Here is an 18,588-nt window from a genome sequence, read left to right as displayed (position 1 = left end):
TCATGTCGCTCGTCGTCGCCATCGTCGGCCGCCCCAACGTGGGCAAGTCGACCCTGTTCAACCGTCTCGTCGGCAAGAGGCTCGCCCTCGTCGACGATCGCCCCGGCGTGACCCGCGACCGGCGCGAGGCCGAGGGCAAGCTCGCGGACCTGCGCTTTCGCATCGTGGACACCGCCGGCCTCGAGGAGGCCGACCCCGACAGCCTGGCCGGGCGCATGCGCGCGCAGACCGAGCGCGCCATCGGCGACGCCCACGTCATCGTCTTCGTCATGGACGCGCGCACCGGCGTGCTGCCGGCGGACAAGCCCTTCGCGGAGCTGGTGCGCCGCTCGGGCAAGCCCGTGATCCTGCTAGCCAACAAGGCCGAAGGCCGCGAGGGCATGCAGGGCGCCTACGACGCCTGGGAGCTGGGGCTCGGCGAGCCCGTGGCCTTCTCCGCCGAGCACGGCGAGGGGCTGGGCGAGCTCTACGACGCGCTCGTCACGCACATGCCTCCCGAGGCGGCGGGCGACGCCTTCGAGGATCCCGAGGAGGCCGATCTCGCCCGCGGCGCCGCGCCCGTCGAGCTCGACCCGCTGGACGAGGAGAGCGACGAGGACGGGGATGCCACGCCGGTGGGCAAGCCGGTGCAGATCGCCATCATCGGGCGGCCGAACGCGGGCAAGTCGACGCTGATCAACCGCATGCTCGGGGAGGACCGCCTGCTGGTGGGCCCGGAGGCCGGAATCACCCGCGACGCGATCACCGTGCCGTGGGAATGGCGCGGCAAGTCGGTCAAGCTCATCGACACCGCCGGCATGCGCCGGCGCGCCCGCGTGCAGGAGAAGCTCGAGAAGCTCTCCGTCTCGGACGGGCTTCGCGCCATGCGCTTCGCGGAGGTGGTCGTGGTGCTGCTGGACGCGACGATCCCCTTCGAGAAGCAGGACCTCACCATCGTCGACCTGGTGGAGCGCGAGGGCCGCGCCGTCGTCATCGGGCTCAACAAGTGGGACCTCGTCGCCGACCAGCCCAAGCTCCTGGGCGAGCTGCGCGAGAAGGCGACGCGCCTCCTGCCGCAGGTGAAGAACGCCCCCGTCGTGCCGCTGTCGGGGCTCGCCGGCAACGGCATCGACAAGCTGATGGAGGCCGTTTTCTCGGTCTACGCCACCTGGAACCGGCGCATCTCGACGGCCAAGCTCAATCGTTGGCTGGGAGATGCGATCTCCGCCAACCCGCCGCCGGCGGTGTCGGGCCGGCGCATCAAGATCCGCTACTGCACCCAGGTGAAGGCCCGCCCGCCGCATTTCTCCTTCTTCGGAAACCAGCTCCACGCCCTGCCCAAGAGCTACACGCGCTACCTGGTCAACAGCCTGCGCGACAATTTCGACCTTCCCGGCGTGCCGATTCGCTACTCGCTACGCGTGGGAAAGAACCCGTTCGACAAGGGTTGATCCGCCTGCCTGCTGCATAGAAATCCTTGTGCGCGGCACTGGCGTGCGCGCGCTTGCACACTCGCGCGTCGGTGGCGATAACGCGTGCGAGCGATGCGGCCGGCTGGAGGGGGCGAGCGGATGGACGACGCGATCGGCGGACGTGCGGGTGGGCGGCGGCTGGAGGCGCTGCTCGCAGAGGCGCGCACGCGGCTCATCGAGACCGGCACGCGCAACCGCCTCGTCCACGTCAACCGCGCGGCGAAGCGCCCCTCGACGCTGGCGATCTTCGTCGCGGATACGGACGCGCTGTTCTCGCGCCTCGTCCGCGAGGGGCGGCCCTATCGCTTCGCGCCGGACCCGGTGCTCGCGGCGCGCGCCGCAGCCGGCGAGCCCGAGCCCGACGGCGAGCAGGAGAAGGCTCAGGAGGGCGGAGGCGCCTTCCGCACGCCGATGACCTTCGTCACGGCGGAGCTCGACGCCTCGGACGAGGCGTCGGCGCGGCTTGACACGCTCCAGACCAGGCTCGGGCCCGCGCCGCTGGAGAAGCGCCTCCTGCGCTTCTTCCGCGATGCGCGCCTGCTGGAGGAGGAGCAGGGCGTCAACATCCTCTATCTCGCGATCGGCTTCCTGCGCTGGTACGAGGAAGAGCGCTCGGAGACGCTGCGCGAGGCGCCCCTCCTGCTCGTGCCGGTCTCGCTGGTGCGCGACGCGCGGCGCTCGACCTACGAGCTGCGGGCACGCGAGGAGGACATCGGGCTCAATCTCCCGCTCTCGGAGCGCCTGCGCGAGCTCGGCGTCTCCCTGCCGCCGATTCCCGAAGCGGAGGAATGGGTTGCGTCGGATTATTTCGACGCCGTCGAGGAAGCGATCGCGGCGAAGCCGCGCTGGAGCGTCGATCGCCGCGGCGTCGAGCTCGGTTTATTCTCCTTCGCCAAGCTCTTGATGTTCCACGATCTCGAGCCGGACAGCTGGCCCGATCGCGCGATCCTGTCCCATCCCCTGCTGCAGGGCCTCCTCGTCGACGGTTTCCCCGAGGCGCTGCCGCCGACGGAGAGCCGGCCGGGCGATCTCGATCGGCGGTACGCGCCTGCGGACCTCCTCCACGTGGTCGATGCCGACCATTCCCAGACCCTCGCCATCGAGGCGGCACGGCGCGAGGGGAACCTCGTCGTCCAGGGGCCGCCGGGGACCGGCAAGTCGCAGACCATCGCCAACATCCTCGCCGCTGCCGCCCATGACGGGCTGACCGTTCTGTTCGTGGCGGAGAAGATGGTGGCGCTCGAGGTCGTGCATGCGCGTCTGGAGCGCGCGGGGCTCGGCCCTCTGTGCCTGGAGCTTCACTCGCGCGCCGCGAACAAGCGGCTCGTGGCGCAGGAGCTGGGCAAGACGCTGGACGGCTCCGTCTCGGCGCCGGACGTCTCGCGCAGCGAAAAGCGGCTTCGGGAGGTGCGGGACGCGCTCAACGCCGCCTCGCACGATCTGCACGCGCCGATCGGCGAGACCGGGACGACGCCGCACCGCGTCCTCGGCGATCTCGCCCGCGCCGCCGGGCTCGGCCTGCCGCCGCCGGCCCTCGCCGTCGAGACGCTCGCGACGCTCTCCGGCGAGGCCTACGAGGCCATGCTCGCGCGCGCGGCGATCCTGGCGGACCTCGTCGCCCGCCACGGCCGCGCGGACGACCATCCCTGGCGCGGCACGACGCGGCTCTCGCTCCAGCCGCTGGATCTCGACCGGCTCGTCCCCTCCTGCGCCGCGCTCGCCGAGGCCTTGCCGCAGCGGATCGAGGCCGCGGGGACGTACGCCGCCGCGCTGGGCGCCGGGGCGCCGCGGACGCTCGGCGAGACGACGGGCCTCGCCCGCGCGCTCGAGGCGCTGGCGCAGGCGCCGGGCGACCCGGACATGCGCGACGGCATCGTCGCCCTCCCCGAGGCTGCGCTCGCGCGCTGCGACGCGCTCCTCGCGGAAGCCGGCGAGGTGATCTCGGCCATCGAGGCGGACATCGCGCTGTTCGCGCCCGCGGCGCTGGAGGCGCGCACGGCTGACGTCCGCGCGGCGCTCGCGCGGGGTGCGGGCTCGTTCTTCGCGCGGCTCGGCGGCGCCTATCGCCGGTCCGTTGCGGAGCTTTCGACCTGGATCGTCGGCGAGATGCCGCGCGAGCCGGGCAAGCGCCTCGCTCTCGTCGATCGGCTGATCGCCTTGCGTCAGCGCCTCGCGACCCTCGACGAGATCGGGCGGGAGGCGCGCGACGTCGTCGGCCCGCTCTGGGCGGGGCGGCGCACGGACGTGGCGAGCCTGCGTGCGCTGGTCGCCTGGCGGCGCGGCCCGGCGAAGATCCTCGGCGCCGATCTCGCCCGGAGCTGGCCGCGCCTGCGCGGCTTCGCGGGCGACGAGCGGCTCGCCCGCGCCTCCCGCGAGATCGACGCGCTCGTGCGCGACAGCCTCGCCGAGCTGACGACGATCGTCGAGACGCTCGGCCTCGATCTCGGGCGGGCCTTCGGCGCGGCGCGCCTCGAGGCGATCCCGGCGGCGCGCCTCGCCGAGCGCCTCGGCGCATGGCGCGACGGGACCAGCCGGTTCTCGGAATGGCGGTCGATGGCGGATGCCGAGACCGCGCTCGCCGCGGCGGGCGCGGGCGATCTCGCGCGGCGCCTCGCGGACGGGCGTCTCGCGCCGGAGCATGCGGCGGAGGAGCTGCGCCACGCTCGCGCGGAGGCGCTGTGGCGGCGTGCGCTCGCCGAGCGGCCGGGCCTCGCGGCGCTGGAGGGGTTGCGTCGGGGCGATCTCGTGCGCGAGTTCGTGCGCCTCGAGCATGCGCGGCGCGGCGAGGTCTCGGCGCTCATCCGCGCGCGCCATGCCGCCGCGATGCCCCGCGGCGGGCAGGGCGAGATGGGTGTCATCCGCGGCGAGGTCGGCAAGCGGCGCGGCCACATGGCGCTGCGCCGGCTCATCGCGCGCGCGGGCTCGGCGCTGCAGCGGATCAAGCCGATCTTCCTGATGAGCCCGCTCTCGGTGGCGCAATACCTGCCGCACGGGCGCATCGCCTTCGACCTCGTCGTCATCGACGAGGCGAGCCAGGTGCGCCCGGAGGACGCGCTCGGCGTCCTCGCCCGCGGCGCGCGCGTCGTCGTCGTGGGCGACGCCAAGCAATTGCCGCCCACCAGCTTCTTCGACCGGCTGATGGCGGATGCCGGCACCGCGGACGGGGAGGAAGAAGACGACGCCGAGGAGCCCGCCGGCGCGCTCGCCGGCGCCGCGAAGGCGACGGAGCTCGAATCGATCCTCACGCTCTGCGAGGCCCGCGGCCTTCCGCGTACGCGGCTGCGCTGGCACTACCGCTCGCGCCACCCCTCGCTGATCGCAGTCTCGAACGAGCTGTTCTACCAGAACGATCTCGTGCTGCCGCCTTCGCCGGAGGCGGCGCTGGGCGAGGAGGGGCTCGTCGCGATCCGCGTCGCCGGCGCCTACGATCGCGGCGGCACGCGCACCAACGCCATCGAGGCCCGCGCCGTCGTGGAGGCGGCGGCGCGGCACGCCGCCGAGCGGCCGGAACGTTCGCTCGGCATCGTCACCTTCTCCACCGCCCAGCGCGACCTCGTCTCGCTCCTCCTCGACGAGGCGCGCCGCACCGATCCCGCGCTCGACGCCTACATCGCCGAGCGGGAGGGCGAGGAGGCGCTCTTCGTCAAGAACCTGGAGAACGTCCAGGGCGACGAGCGCGACGTGATCCTCATCAGCGTCGGCTACGGCCCTCGCCGCGCCGGCGAGCCGCTCGATTCCATGGCCTTCGGGCCGGTCTCCTCCGAGGGCGGCGAGCGGCGGCTCAACGTGCTCTTCACCCGCGCGCGGCTGCGCTGCGAGGTCTTCGTCTCCTTCGATAGCGGCGACATCGATCTCGGCCGGGCGCGCGGACGCGGGCCCGACGCGCTCAAGCGCTTCCTCGCCTTCGCCGAGACGGGCGTGCTCGACGCGGCGTCCGCCACCGGTCTCGATCCGGAGAGCGGCTTCGAGGAGGACGTCGCGCGCGCCGTCGGCGCCATGGGATACGTCGCCGATCCGCAGGTGGGGCACGCGGGCTTCCGCATCGATCTCGCGGTGCGCCACCCCGCGCGGCCGGGGCGCTGGATGCTCGCCGTGGAATGCGACGGCGCGGCCTATCACGGCGCGCTCTGGGCGCGCGAGCGCGACCGGCTTCGCCAGGAGATCCTGGAGGGCATGGGTTGGCGTTTCCACCGGATCTGGGGCACCGACTGGTATTATCGTCGCGAGGCCGAGCTCGCGCGCCTGCGCGCCGCGCTCGAGAGTGCCGAGGCCGAGCGTGCGCCGATGCTCAAGCCGGTGCTCGAGATCGACGGCGTGATCCAGGAGGAGGCCTTCGCGCCGCCGCCCGCCATCGGCGAGCCCTACCGCGTCGCGAGCCCGCGCGCGCCGGCCGGTCGCGAGCCGCACGAGGCGACGCACGCGCAGGCGCTGCGCGTCCTGCGCGAGATCGTCGCCGTCGAGGGACCGATCCACGCCGAGGAGCTGACGCGGCGCTACGCCTCCGCCTTCGGTGCCTCGCGCGCCGGCCAGCGCATCGTCGACGCCGTCGCGCGTACCCTCGCGCTGCAGGGCGGCGGGGAGGACGCGCTCGTGGAGAGCGACGGCTTCTGGATGACGCGCGACCAGGCCCGCGCGCCCGTCTTGCGCGACCGCTCGCAGGCGCCGGCCGGGCTGAAGGCCGCGGGCATGATCGCCCCCGTCGAGATCGCCGCCGCGCTCGCGCGGGCGCTCGCCGACAACGGCGCGATGAGCCGCGACGAGATCGTGGTGGCGAGCGCGCGTCTCCTCGGCTTTCAGCGGACCGGGGCGGACCTTCGGGCGCGCATCGGCGAGATCGTCGAGCGGGAGGTCGCGGCCGGGCGGGTCGTCGCCGAGGGCGGCGGCGTGCGGCTCGCCTGAGCGCTCAACGAGCCGGGCGGCGGTCGCTCGAGCGCGGGTCGTCCTTCGTGCGCGAGCGCGACGCGGCGGACGTCGGGCCGCGGCGGGGACCGTCCTCGCCGCGCAGCGGCGCGACCGAGGCGCGGAAGACGAGATCGCAGGTGAGAATTTCCTGCAGGTTCTGCGGATCGACGCCGGCGATGCGGTCGATGAGCATCTCGCCCAGGCGATAGCCCGCGTGTCGGATGGGAGACAGCGTCGTCGCGAGCGGCGGGTCGAAGGTCTCCGCCTTGAGGTAGGGCAGGGCGTCGTCGTGGGCGATGACGGAGACGTCGCGCCCGATGGCGAGCCCGAGATCGCGCGCCGCGCGATAGACGCCGAGCGCCAGCAGGACGCTCGACGCGAGGATCGCGGTCGGCCGCTCGGGCCGCTCCAGCAGCGCGCGGGCGCTGCGATAGCCGGTCTCCTCCGTCATCGGCGCGTTGCGTACGCGCCCTTCGAAGGGCGCGAGGCCCCGCTCCGCCAGCGCCGCCCGGAAGCCCCGCTCGCGATCGACGGCGAAACCGAGCGCCGGGTCTCCGTTGAGGAGGGCGATGTCCACGTGCCCGAGATCGAGGAGGAGCGCCGTCGCGCGGGCGAACGCGTCCTCGTTGTCGATGTCGAGATAGGCGTAGGGCAGGGCGACCTCGGTGCGCCCGTGCACGACGAAGGGCGCGCCGAGCGCGGCGAGCTCGGGAATGCGCGGATCCTGCAACGTCGGGGAGGAGAGAACGAACCCGTCGACCCGTCCCGCGTTGACGAGGCGCCTGTAATTGTCGAGCTCCTGGTCCGGGGGCGTCGCCCGCAGCGACAGCTCCATCTCGGTACGCGCGATCATGTCCGCGAGCCCGGCGAGCAGCTCGAAGAAGTGCGGATCGACGAGGAGGTTGCGCTCGACGGGGAAGAGGATGGCGACGGTGCCCGCCCGCCCCGTGGCGAGACGCCGCGCCGCAGGGTTGGGTCGGTAGTTGAATTGCCGCGCCGCATCCATGACCTGGCGTCGCGTCGCTTCGGCCACGTCCGGGTAGCCGTTGAGCGCGCGGGACACCGTGGTCTGCGAAAGGCCTAGATGCGCGGCTAATTCTCTGAGGTTCATTCCGCCTGTCCAAAGCGCTTTGAACAGGCATTTTGCGCGATTGAGAAGTATCATGCAAGGTGTTACGGTACGTCACCTAGTCTTGTTGCAGTGCAAAATGGAAAATGACGCGATGCTTCCTTGACAGCTCGCCCTACGTCGTTCTAGGCCTTTCCCAAAGCGCTTTGGAAGCGCAACGGGCGCGCGTCGGGGAGGTCCGGGACCACCGGCGATGCGGATACGGAGCGCACGGAGCGTCGGCTTCACCTTCGGTGCCGCGTGGCGCGGACCGAAACCTGAGGGAGGACGTAGAGCCATGAATTTCCGCACTCTGATCGGCGCTTCGGCGCTCGCGCTGACCACGGCGCTCGCCGCCGGCGGCGCCCAGGCGCAGGGCGTCTCGGTCTCGATCTCCTGCGGCGCGCTCGGGCAGGAGCTCGACATCTGCCGCGAGGGCGCGGAGGCGTGGGCCGAGCAGACCGGCAACTCGGTCACCGTCGTCTCGACGCCGAACTCCTCGACGGAGCGTCTGGCGCTCTACCAGCAGCTGCTCGCGGCCGGTGCGGCCGACATCGACGTCTTCCAGATCGACGTGATCTGGCCCGGCATCCTGGGCGAGCACTTCATCGATCTGGCCGAGCATATGGACGGTCAGCAGGACGAGCACTTCCCCGCCATCGTCGAGAACAACACGATCGACGGGCGCCTCGTCGCCATGCCGTGGTTCACCGATGCCGGCCTGCTCTACTACCGCAGCGATCTCCTGGAGAAGCACGGCTTCGAGGCGCCGACCACCTGGCAGGAGATGACCGACACCGCCCGCGCCGTCATGGAGGCGGAGCGCGCCGAGGGCAACGACCAGCTCTGGGGCTACGTCTTCCAGGGTCGCGCCTACGAGGGCCTGACCTGCAACGCACTCGAGTGGATCGACGCGCACAACGGCGGCTCCGTGGTGAACCCCGAGGGCGAGGTCACGGTGAACAACCCGCAGGCCATCGAGGCGCTGGCGCTCGCCGGCACCTGGATCGGCGACATCTCCCCGGAGGGCGTGCTGAACTACGCCGAGGAGGAGGCGCGCGGCGTGTTCCAGTCCGGCAACGCCGTGTTCATGCGCAACTGGCCCTACGTCTGGGCGCTCGCCAACGCCCCCGACAGCCCGATCAGCGGCAATGTCGGCGTCGTCGCGCTGCCCAAGGGCGGCGAGGAAGGCAAGAACACCGGCACGCTCGGCGGCTGGCAGCTGGCGGTGTCGCGCTACTCGGCCAATCCCGAGGTCGCGGCGGATCTCGTGCGCTACCTGACCTCCTACGAGGAGCAGAAGCGCCGCGCCATCGTGGGCGCCTACAACCCGACGATCGCGGGCCTCTACGAGGACCCCGAGGTGCTCGAGGCGGTGCCGTTCTTCGGCGACCTCTACGACACGTTCGTCAACGCGGTGGCGCGTCCCTCGCGTCCGACCGGCGAGAGCTACAACCGCGTGTCCGCGGAATTCTGGGAGGCCTCCCACAACGTGCTCACCGGTGCTGCCACCGCCGAGCAGGCGCTCGCGGACCTCGAGTCCTCGCTCAACCGCATGAGCCGCCGCGGCTGGTGATCCGCGCGACGCTCCCGCCGGGAGCGTGAGACGTCCGCGCCGCCCGATGCCCACCTCTCGGGCGGCGCGCGCGCCCTGCGCCCCCTGTCGTCTCGCGTCCTCGCGCTTCGAGCGGCAAGAACAAGGCCGCCGCGCAACGGGGAGACACGGAAAGGCCGTCTCATGGCGATGTCCGCGAAATCCTCGGAGCTGACCCGCGCACGGGTGCGCTCCGCCTGGCTGTTCCTCTCGCCGATGCTGGTCGTGCTCGCGCTCGTCGCCGGGTGGCCGCTGGTTCGGACGATCTATTTCAGCTTCACAGACGCGACGCTTTCGAACCTTTCGGATTACGACTTCATCGGCTTCGCGAATTTCATCGAGTACTACGAAGGCGAGTGGTACGGCGTCATCGTCGATCCCGATTGGTGGCGCGCGGTCTACAACACGATCTGGTTCACCGTCGTCTCGGTGGGTCTCGAGCTGATCCTCGGCATGATCGTGGCGCTCACCCTCAACGCCGCTTTCCCCGGCCGCGGCATGCTGCGCGCCGCGATCCTGATCCCCTGGGCGATCCCGACCATCGTGTCGGCCCAGATGTGGGGCTGGATGCTGCACGACCAGTTCGGCGTGCTCAACGCCATCCTCATGGGGATCGGCATCATCTCGCAGCCCGTCGCCTGGACCGCGTCGCCCGACACGGCGCTGTGGGCGGTGGTCATGGTCGACGTGTGGAAGACGACGCCGTTCATGGCGCTCCTCATCCTCGCCGCCCTGCAGATGCTCCCGTCCGACTGCTACGAGGCGGCGCGGGTCGACGGCATCAACCCGATCAAGGTCTTCTTCAAGGTGACGCTGCCGCTCATCCGCCCGGCGCTGATGGTGGCGATCATCTTCCGCGCGCTCGACGCGCTGCGCATCTTCGACCTGATCTACGTGCTCACGTCGAACTCGCGCGACACGGCCTCCATGTCCGTCTACGCGCGACAGCAGCTCGTCGACTTCCAGCAGGTCGGCTACGGCTCGGCCGCGTCCACCCTCCTGTTCCTCATCATCGCGCTTCTCATCATCGTCACGTTGATGGTCGGGCGCGTGCGTCTCGGGGAGGATCCGCGATGAGAACGCCCTGGTACGCCAAGGCCGGCTTCTGGCTCCTGATCGTGGCGATCGTGATCTTCGCGATCTTCCCGTTCTACTACGCGATCGTCTCGAGCCTGCGCTCCGGCCAAGCGCTCTTCTCCTCGTCGGTGTGGCCGGATTCGGTCAGCATCGCGAACTACGTCTCGGTCTTCACCGGCCAGCCCTTCGGCCGCAACATCCTCAACTCCGTCGTCGTGGCGGTGTCCGTGGTGGCGATATCGCTCTTCCTGGGCGTGACGGCGGCCTACGCGCTCGGCCGGGTGACCTTCCGCGGGCGCGGGCTGCTCCTGCTGACGATCCTCTCGGTGTCGATGTTCCCGCAGGTCGCGGTGCTGTCGGGCATGTTCGAGCTCGTGCGCGCCTTCGGCATCTACAACAGCCTGTGGAGCCTCATCCTCTCGAACATGATCCTGACGCTGCCCTTCACGGTGTGGGTGCTCACCACGTTCATGCGGGAGCTGCCGAAGGAGCTGGAGGAGGCCGCCTTCGTCGACGGCGCGTCGCCCTGGGTGGTCGTGAGCCGGATCTTCCTGCCGCTGATGTGGCCGGCGATGGTGACGACGGGGCTCCTCGCCTTCATCGTCGCCTGGAACGAGTTCCTGTTCGCGCTCACCTTCACGCTCTCGACCGAGCAGCGCACGGTGCCGGTCGCCATCGCGCTCCTCACCGGCGCGACGCAGTTCGAGCTGCCCTGGGGCAACATCATGGCCGCCTCGGTCACGGTGACCGTGCCCGTCGTGGTGCTCGTCCTGATCTTCCAGCGTCGCATCGTCTCCGGCCTCACCGCCGGCGCGGTGAAGGGCTGAGCCGAGATTCGCGCGCGCGGGGCCCTGGGCCCTGCGCGCCGCGTCACCCCGCTTCGCGCCGAACACGCGTGAGCGTAGCGTAGAGAAACGAGACGGGCGCGCCCCCGAGCGCCCGAGAAAACAGGAGACGAGGCGATGGCGGAGGTCGTGCTCAAGAAGGTCGTGAAGCGCTTCGGAAACGTGGAGATCATCCACGCGGTCGATCTCGACATCCGGGATGGCGAGTTCGTCGTCTTCGTCGGTCCCTCCGGCTGCGGCAAGTCCACGCTGCTGCGGCTGATCGCCGGGCTCGAGGACATCTCGGACGGCGATCTCATGATCGGCGGCAAGCGCGTGAACTCGTTCTCGCCGAAGGAACGGGGCATCTCGATGGTGTTCCAGTCCTACGCGCTCTACCCGCACATGACCGTCTACGAGAACATGGCCTTCGGGCTCGAGCTCGCGAAATCCTCCAAGGAGGAGATCCGCAAGGCGGTGGAGCAGGCGGCCGACATCCTGGAGCTGACGCCGCTCCTCGACCGGCTGCCGAAGAACCTCTCCGGCGGCCAGCGCCAGCGCGTCGCCATCGGCCGCGCCATCGTGCGCGAGCCCAAGGTGTTCCTCTTCGACGAGCCGCTTTCGAACCTCGACGCGGCTTTGCGCGTCCAGATGCGCATCGAGATCGCCAAGCTCCACAAGGACATGGGCGTGACGATGATCTACGTCACGCACGACCAGGTCGAGGCGATGACGCTGGCCGACAAGATCGTCGTGCTCAACGCCGGCAACGTCGAGCAGGTCGGCCACCCGCTCGAGCTCTACCACAACCCGCGCAACCTCTTCGTCGCGGGCTTCATCGGCTCGCCGCGGATGAACTTCATCGAGACGACGGTCGACAGCGCGACCGGCGACACGGTCACGATGGGCCTGCCGGGCGGCGGGCGCGCGGTGGCGAAGGTCGACGGGGCGCGCGTGAAGAGCGGTCAGAAGGTCACGCTCGGCATCCGCCCGGAGCACATCGTGCTCGAGCCCGCCGAATCCATGGTGACGGGCAAGATCGACGTCATCGAGCAGCTCGGCGAGGCCTACCTGCTGCACGTGCGCCTGGCCGACCGCTCCCTCGTCACGGCGAAGATCCCGGGCGACGCGCCGCAGAAGGAGGGCGACGAGGTCACGCTCGGCTTCGACGGTGCACTCTGCCACGTCTTCGACGAGAAGGGCTCGGCCGTCCCGCGCATCATCGCCGCACAGGCCGCCTGATCGCGAGCGACACGCGAGGCCCCGCGGGACGGGGCCTCGCACGCTCGCGTCGTCAGCCGCCGAAGACGGTGTTCAGCTGGGCGCCGACCATGACGAAGGTGGTGCGCTTGGGCACCTCCTTCAGCTTGGTGGCGCCGATATAGGTCATCATCGAGCGCACGCCGCCCATGATCTCCTGCATCGTCGCGTCGACGCCGCCGCGATAGGGCACCTCCACGGTCTTGCCTTCGGAGGCGCGGTAGGCGGCGACGCCGCCGGCATACTTCTTCATCGCCGTGTCCGAGGACATGCCGTAGAAGATCATCTTCGCCGGCTGCTCCACGCCGTCCACGCTCTCGCGCACGATCTCGCCCTCGCATTCGTCGTGGCCGGCGAGCATGCCGCCGAGCATCACGAAATCCGCCCCCGCGCCGTAGGCCTTGGCGACGTCGCCCGGCACCGTGCAGCCGCCGTCTGCGCAGACGAGACCCTTGAGCCCGTGCGCGGCGTCCGCGCATTCGATTACCGCGGAGAGCTGCGGGTATCCGACGCCCGTCATCTTGCGCGTGGTGCACACCGAGCCCGGGCCGATGCCGACCTTGACGATGTCGGCGCCCGCCAGGATCAGCGCCTCGGTCATGTCCCCGGTGACGACGTTGCCGGCCATGATCACGGCGTCCGGGTTCTCGGCGCGGGCGCGCTCGACGATCTCGACGAAGCGCTCGGTGTAGCCGTTGGCGACGTCGATGCACAGGAAGTGCACCGGCGCGCGGCTCTTGACGGCGGCGAGCTTCTCCCAGTCGGCCTCGGTGGTTCCGAGCGAGTAGAAGGTGTTGGCGGAGGCCGGGCCGGCGAAGAAGTCGGCGAGCGCGTCCGCGGGATAATGCTTGTGGAGCGCGACCATGGCGCCGTGCCGATGCAACGCGCCGGCCATCGCCATCGTGCCCGTCACGTCCATGTTGGCGGCGACGAGGGGAAAGCCCGTCCAGGTGCGCCCGGTATGCATGAAGCGCAGCGTACGCGTCACGTCCACCTCGGAGCGCGAGGCCAGCGTCGAGCGCTTGGGGCGGATCAGCACGTCCTTGAAGTCGAGCTTCGGGTCGTTCTCGATGCGCATGTCGGACCTCCCGTGAGCGCACGCGCAGGCGCCCGGCCGTGGTTCCTGGAGGAAACCCACGCACAGGCTCTGCGGCTGTTCGGATTTCGGCTCAGACTAGCGCATGCCGCGGGGTGGGACAATGCGGGTGTGGACGTCTGCGTGCTCCCATGATATCTTTTCCATGATACTGTCAGGGGGTGTATGATGCGCATCTCAAAGTGGGGCGATAGCTTGGGTGTTCGTCTTCCCAAAGCTATCGTTGAAGAGTTGAGGCTGAAGCCGGGAGATGAAGTCGAGATCGTCGCGGCAACTCGCGAAAAGCTCGTGCTTCAAAAGGCGGACGATCGCATGACGGCTTTCACCCGTATGGCCGAACGTCGATTGACTATGCCCGAAGATTACATTTTCGATCGTGAAGAAGCGAACAAGCGGTGAAAGCTTTCTTCGACACAAATATTCTCGTCTATGCTCAACGAGAGGGGCGCAAAGGCGATACCGCTCGGTCTCTAATGCTCAGCGGCGGAAGCATCAGCGTGCAGGTACTGAACGAGTTATCTAATGTCTTGCGACGTAAGCGTGGGCTCGATTGGGACGAGATTATCGATATTGTCGAAGACGTGATGAAGATGCTCGGGGACCCGCTGCCAATAACACTTGAAACGCATCGCTTGGGAGTGATGCTCGCCCGCGCTAACGGCTTCTCGTTTTATGACTCGCTGCTTCTTGCTGCGGCGATACAGGATGGTTGTGACGTGATGTACTCGGAAGACATGCAGCACGGACGGGTTCTCGGCACGCTGGAGATCCGCAATCCGTTCGTCTGAGCCGAGCTTTTCACCCCGCGCGCAGCTCCACCCCCATCATCCCCTCGAGATCCCCGAGCGTCAGCCCCTCCACCAGGTCCCGCGCGAGCACGCCGTCCGGCGTGATCTCGAACGTGGCGAGGTCGGTGTAGACGCGCGAGACGCAGGCCTTGCCGGTGAGGGGGTAGGCGCATTCGCGCACGAGCTTGGGGCGGCCGTCTTTGGTCAGCGCCTCCATCAGCACGAAGACGCGCTTGGCGCCGATGGCGAGGTCCATGGCGCCGCCCACAGCCGGGATCGCGTCGGGCTTGCCCGTGTGCCAGTTGGCGAGATCGCCCGCGATCGACACCTCGAAGGCGCCCAGTACGCAGATGTCGAGGTGCCCGCCGCGCATCATCGCGAACGAATCCGCATGGTGGAAGAAGGCGGCGCCGGGCAGGGTCGTCACCGGCTGCTTGCCGGCGTTGATCAGCTCGGGATCCTCCTGGCCCGCCGCGGGGCGCGGGCCCATGCCGAGGAGCCCGTTCTCGGTGTGGAGCACGATTTCGCGCCCCTCCGGCAGATGGTCGGCGACGAGGGTCGGCAGGCCGATGCCGAGATTGACGTAGGCGCCGTCGGGGATGTCGCGGGCGACGCGGGCCGCCATGGCGTTGCGGTCGAGCTTGTTCATGATGCCGCTCCTCACCAGGACGGGGGCGTCTCTTCGTGCGCGACGACGACGCGCGACACGAAGATGCCGGGGGTGACGACGCTCTCGGGGTCCAGCGCGCCGAGCGGAACGACCTCCGAGACCTGCGCGATGGAGAGCTTGGCGGCGCTCGCCATGATCGGCCCGAAATTGCGCGCCGTCTTGTTGTAGACGAGGTTGCCGTGCCGGTCGGCCGTCTTCGCCTTGATCAGCGCGACGTCGGCGTGGATCGGGTATTCGAGCACGTAGTCGCGCCCGTCGATGCGACGCGTCTCCTTGCCCTCGGCCAGCAGCGTGCCGTAGCCGGTCGGCGTGAAGAAGGCGCCGATGCCGGCACCGGCCGCGCGGATGCGCTCGGCGAGATTGCCCTGCGGCACGACCTCGAGCTCGATCTCGCCCGAGCGGTAGAGGCCGTCGAACACCCAGCTGTCGTGCTGGCGGGGAAAGGAGCAGATCACCTTGCGCACCCGCCCCGTAGCCAGGAGCGCGGCGAGGCCGGTATCGGCGTTGCCCGCGTTGTTGGAGACGATCGTGAGATCGCCCGCACCCTGCGCGATCAGCGCGTCGATGAGCGCGAAGGGCATGCCGGCCGTGCCGAACCCGCCGACGAGAACCGTCGCCCCGTCCGGAATGCCCGCCACCGCCGCCTCCAGCGTCGGGACGATCTTGTCGATCATGAGGGTCTCGCCTCCCAATTCACGCGCACGGATGTTCGCATAGCGAATTTCAGCGCCGGGGCAAAGCCCGATGGTGGACCCACCCTTGCTCCCATCCGATTACCCCTCTACCCCGTAGAAGACGCGAAGACGCGAGGCATCCGGGGGCGGGAGGAACGGGATGGGGCGGATCTCCACATCGCCGCTCGGCGCGGCCGCGCTTCTCGCCGCAGCCTGGTTCGCCGCGAGCCTCGCGGTCAACCTGCCGCCCTTCGCGGATGCGCTGCTGGGAGCCTTCCATCTCGGCTTTTCGCTGGAGGTGGGGGCGGTGCTCGCCGTCCTCGCACTCGTCCAGGCGCGGTTTCGTCGGGTGCCGCGGGCCGTGATCCACGCCCTCGCGGCGCTCCTCGTCCTCCTCGTCGCGGTGCGGCTCGGCGACTTCCTCGCCCGCTCCGTCGTCGACCGCCCGCTCAACCTCTTCCTCGACGTCTCGCTCCTGCCGGCGACGATGGACGTCGCGCGCACGCTGCTCGGGCCGCTTCGGGCGTGGGGCGCCGTCGCCGCGCTGATCGTCGCGCTCGTCGCGCTGCACGTGCTCTTCGCCTTCGGCTTGTCGCGGCTCGCCGGCTTCTTCGCGCAGCCCGTCCCGCGGCGCGCGATGATGGGCCTCGGCGCGGGCGCGCTCCTCGTCTTCGCCGGCCAGAAGGCCTTCCTCGAGGGCCTTCCCGGCTGGCGGCCGGTGGGCGCCTCCGCGAGCCTCGCCATATCGCAGCAGGTGGAGGGCGTGTCGGTCGCGCTCGCGCGCCGTGCGGTCTTCCGCGAAAAGCTCGCCGAGGATTCCGCCGACGGCATCGCGGACTCGGCTCTGTTCCGCGCGCTCGACGGGCGCGACGTCCTCCTGATCTTCGTCGAGAGCTACGGCGTGACCGCCCTCGACGCGCCGGCCTACGAGCGGGTCGTCGCGCCCGCGCTCGTGGGCCTCGGCGAGGCGGCGCGGGAGGCGGGCCTCGCAATGCGCTCCGGGCGCATGGTCGCGGCGTCCGCGGGCGGGCAGTCCTGGCTCAACCATGCGAGCGTGTCGTCGGGCCGCTTCATCGACGACCAGACGCTCTACGCGCTCTTCCTCGCGGAGGACCCGCGCACCCTCGTCGACGACTTCGCCCGCGCCGGCTATCGCACCGTGCAATCCATGCCGGCGATCACCATGCCCTGGCCCGAGGGCCAGCTGCTCGGCTACGACGCGACCTACGAGGCGAAGGACATGGGCTATGCGGGCCCGCACTTCTATTGGGGCATCGTGCCCGATCAGTTCGCGCTGGACCACCTGGCGCGGGCCGAGCTCGACGGTGGCGCGCGCCCGCCCGTCTTCGCGGTCGCGGGGTTGATCTCGAGCCACGCGCCCTGGCTGCCGGTGCCCGAGGTGGTGCCCTGGGACGCGCTCGGCGACGGCGAAATCTACCGGCGCTGGACCGACGACGCCCCCGCGCCCCGCGAGGTCTGGCGCGATCCCGACGCGGTTCGCGTACAATACGCCCGCTCCATCGCGCATTCGCTCGACGCCGTCGCGGCCTTCGTGGCGGAGCGCGTCGACCCGGGCACGATCGTCATCGTCATGGGCGATCATCAGCCCGCGCCCCTGATCACGGGGGAGGACGCCTCGCGCGCCGTCCCGGTCCACGTCCTCGCACCCGATGCGGCCCTTCTCGAGCCCCTGGAGGCGCTCGGCTTCGCGGCCGGGATCGCGCCGCCGCCGGCACCCGCGCTCGGCGACGTGGCCCTGCCGCGCATCGACGCGCTGCGCCCGGCGCTGCTGCGCGGGTGGCAGGCCGGCGGCGAGGGGGCGGAGCACGCCGCGGCACCCGTGAACGCGCCGTGACGGGCTCGCGAGCCGCGAGGCTCGGCAGGAACGGATGGGCTTCGCGGATGGTTGTCGCGTACCCTCTCACGTCGCCGCGGTCCCGCGTCGGCGGACCATCACCGGAGACATCGCACCCATGGCCGAGACGGACCCGTCCCGCATCGCGGGCGCAGCCCTCGGGGCGCTCGCGCTCGCCGCGGGCGGAGCCGCGCTCTATTCCTGGATCCACGCGCGGCGCGTCACCAGCGAGATGCATCCGCCGATCGGCCGCTTCGTCGAGGTCGACGGCGTGCGGCTGCATTACGTGGAGCGCGGCCCCCTCGACGCCCCGCCGATTCTCTTCGTCCACGGCAACGGCGCGTGCCTGGAGGACCTCCTCGTCTCGGGCCTCGTCGACGCCTGTGCGACACGCTATCGCTGCATCGTGCCCGACAGGCCCGGCTACGGCCATTCGACGCGGCCGTCCGGACGCTCCTACACGCCTCAGGATCAGGCGGTGCTGCTGTCGCGCTTCCTCGATACGATCGGCGTCGAACGTCCGCTCGTCGTCGGGCATTCCTGGGGCGCGCTCGCCTCGCTCGCCATGGCGCTCGATCCGCGGGCGGACGTCGCCGGTGCGGTGCTGATGTCCGGGTACTACTATCCCCAGGAGCGCGGGGACGTCGCGCTGATGGGCCTGCCGGCCGCCCCCGTGATCGGGCCCGCCCTGCGCTGGACGCTCGGCGTGCAGACCATGCGGCGCATGGCGCCAAAGCTCTACCCGCGGCTCTTCCACCCCCGTCCGATTCCCGAGCGCATGCTGCGCGACTACCCGTTCGCCTATGCCGAGCGCCCCGAGCAGATGCGCGCGGCCTCCGCCGAGCTCGCGGCGATGAGCGCGTCCGCCGAGGATCTCGCGGAGGATTACGCGTCCTGCGCCGTGCCCGTGGCGCTCCTGCACGGATCGCAGGACGCGGCGATCGACGGTTCGCTCCATACGGGACGTCTCGCCGCGGAGATCGAGGGGGCGAGCGTCGCCTTCCTCCCTGGTCTGGGCCACATGATCCACTATTTCGCTCACGACGACATCGTCGCCGCCATCGATTCCGTCGCTTCCCGCGCCGAGGGCCGGGCACCGGACGAGGGGAGGCCACGGCGCGCGGCGGAGTGATCCCACGCGTGCGTCGCAGCGTAAGTGTTGAGGTGCCGGCGAAAAGACCGCACAGTCGATCGGCGTAGCGTCGGGGGTAGGAGCAACGATGAGGTACCCGGAGGGTCTGACGTCCGAGTTCGGGCACGGCGAGAACGCGGCGGCGGAGCTCGCCGAC

14 protein-coding genes are annotated in these 18,588 nt (G+C 70.4%); 10 read left to right on the top strand and 4 right to left on the bottom strand.

What is annotated here, in order from left to right; translation table 11 throughout:
• Positions 1-2 precede the first annotated feature (2 nt).
• Positions 3-1,430 carry a ribosome biogenesis GTPase Der gene (der, locus tag IEX89_RS03425; RefSeq protein ID WP_188909604.1) on the top strand — a complete coding sequence of 476 codons (1,428 nt, stop codon included), beginning with the start codon at positions 3-5 and terminating at the stop codon, positions 1,428-1,430.
• Between the two features lie 120 nt (positions 1,431-1,550).
• Complete coding sequence (locus IEX89_RS03420; RefSeq protein WP_188909602.1) at positions 1,551-6,350, top strand: DUF3320 domain-containing protein; 4,800 nt, start codon at positions 1,551-1,553, stop codon at positions 6,348-6,350.
• Positions 6,351-6,354: 4 nt separating this feature from the next.
• On the opposite strand, the gene IEX89_RS03415 is transcribed toward IEX89_RS03420, so the two are convergent.
• Positions 6,355-7,464 carry a substrate-binding domain-containing protein gene (locus tag IEX89_RS03415; RefSeq protein WP_188909600.1) on the bottom strand — a complete coding sequence of 370 codons (1,110 nt, stop codon included), beginning with the start codon at positions 7,462-7,464 and terminating at the stop codon, positions 6,355-6,357.
• A gap of 295 nt (positions 7,465-7,759) precedes the next feature.
• Between IEX89_RS03415 and IEX89_RS03410 the strand changes: the two genes are divergently transcribed.
• The 4 genes from IEX89_RS03410 (at position 7,760) to IEX89_RS03395 (ending at position 12,198) form a co-directional block, all read left to right on the top strand.
• Positions 7,760-9,037, top strand: coding sequence for an ABC transporter substrate-binding protein (locus IEX89_RS03410; RefSeq protein ID WP_188909598.1), 1,278 nt, complete (start codon positions 7,760-7,762; stop codon positions 9,035-9,037).
• A 162-nt stretch (positions 9,038-9,199) separates the two neighbouring features.
• Complete coding sequence (locus IEX89_RS03405) at positions 9,200-10,132, top strand: carbohydrate ABC transporter permease (protein WP_188909596.1); 933 nt, start codon at positions 9,200-9,202, stop codon at positions 10,130-10,132.
• The gene (locus IEX89_RS03400) at positions 10,129-10,959 is read left to right on the top strand and encodes a carbohydrate ABC transporter permease (protein WP_188909594.1); all 831 of its coding nucleotides are present in this window, start codon (positions 10,129-10,131) and stop codon (positions 10,957-10,959) included. Before IEX89_RS03405 ends, IEX89_RS03400 begins: the two co-directional genes overlap by 4 nt.
• Before the next feature lie 135 nt (positions 10,960-11,094).
• Positions 11,095-12,198, top strand: a complete 1,104-nt coding sequence (locus IEX89_RS03395; protein ID WP_188909592.1) for an ABC transporter ATP-binding protein — start codon at positions 11,095-11,097, stop codon at positions 12,196-12,198.
• A gap of 52 nt (positions 12,199-12,250) precedes the next feature.
• Here the strand turns inward: IEX89_RS03395 and IEX89_RS03390 are convergent, their stop codons facing one another.
• On the bottom strand, positions 12,251-13,294 hold the full coding sequence (locus IEX89_RS03390; RefSeq protein WP_188909590.1) for a GMP reductase: 1,044 nt from the start codon (positions 13,292-13,294) through the stop codon (positions 12,251-12,253).
• A gap of 183 nt (positions 13,295-13,477) precedes the next feature.
• Between IEX89_RS03390 and IEX89_RS03385 the strand changes: the two genes are divergently transcribed.
• Complete coding sequence (locus IEX89_RS03385) at positions 13,478-13,711, top strand: AbrB/MazE/SpoVT family DNA-binding domain-containing protein (protein WP_308423806.1); 234 nt, start codon at positions 13,478-13,480, stop codon at positions 13,709-13,711.
• Positions 13,708-14,100 carry a PIN domain-containing protein gene (locus IEX89_RS03380; RefSeq protein ID WP_188909588.1) on the top strand — a complete coding sequence of 131 codons (393 nt, stop codon included), beginning with the start codon at positions 13,708-13,710 and terminating at the stop codon, positions 14,098-14,100. Before IEX89_RS03385 ends, IEX89_RS03380 begins: the two co-directional genes overlap by 4 nt.
• A gap of 10 nt (positions 14,101-14,110) precedes the next feature.
• Here the strand turns inward: IEX89_RS03380 and IEX89_RS03375 are convergent, their stop codons facing one another.
• Positions 14,111-14,749: a 3-oxoacid CoA-transferase subunit B gene (locus tag IEX89_RS03375; protein ID WP_188909586.1), complete on the bottom strand. Its 639-nt coding sequence runs from the start codon at positions 14,747-14,749 to the stop codon at positions 14,111-14,113.
• An 11-nt stretch (positions 14,750-14,760) separates the two neighbouring features.
• Positions 14,761-15,441, bottom strand: coding sequence for a 3-oxoacid CoA-transferase subunit A (locus IEX89_RS03370; RefSeq protein WP_210317575.1), 681 nt, complete (start codon positions 15,439-15,441; stop codon positions 14,761-14,763).
• 163 nt (positions 15,442-15,604) lie between these two features.
• Between IEX89_RS03370 and IEX89_RS03365 the strand changes: the two genes are divergently transcribed.
• Positions 15,605-17,299: an alkaline phosphatase family protein gene (locus IEX89_RS03365; RefSeq protein WP_188909582.1), complete on the top strand. Its 1,695-nt coding sequence runs from the start codon at positions 15,605-15,607 to the stop codon at positions 17,297-17,299.
• A 118-nt stretch (positions 17,300-17,417) separates the two neighbouring features.
• Entirely contained in the window at positions 17,418-18,431 is a 1,014-nt protein-coding gene (locus IEX89_RS03360; protein ID WP_188909580.1) for an alpha/beta fold hydrolase, read from the top strand.
• Positions 18,432-18,588 lie beyond the last annotated feature (157 nt).

This window comes from Salinarimonas ramus (assembly GCF_014645695.1).
GTDB lineage: Bacteria > Pseudomonadota > Alphaproteobacteria > Rhizobiales > Beijerinckiaceae > Salinarimonas > Salinarimonas ramus.
The sequence above is the reverse complement of the archived record's forward strand: the minus strand, read 5'-3'. Positions and strand labels throughout refer to the sequence as shown.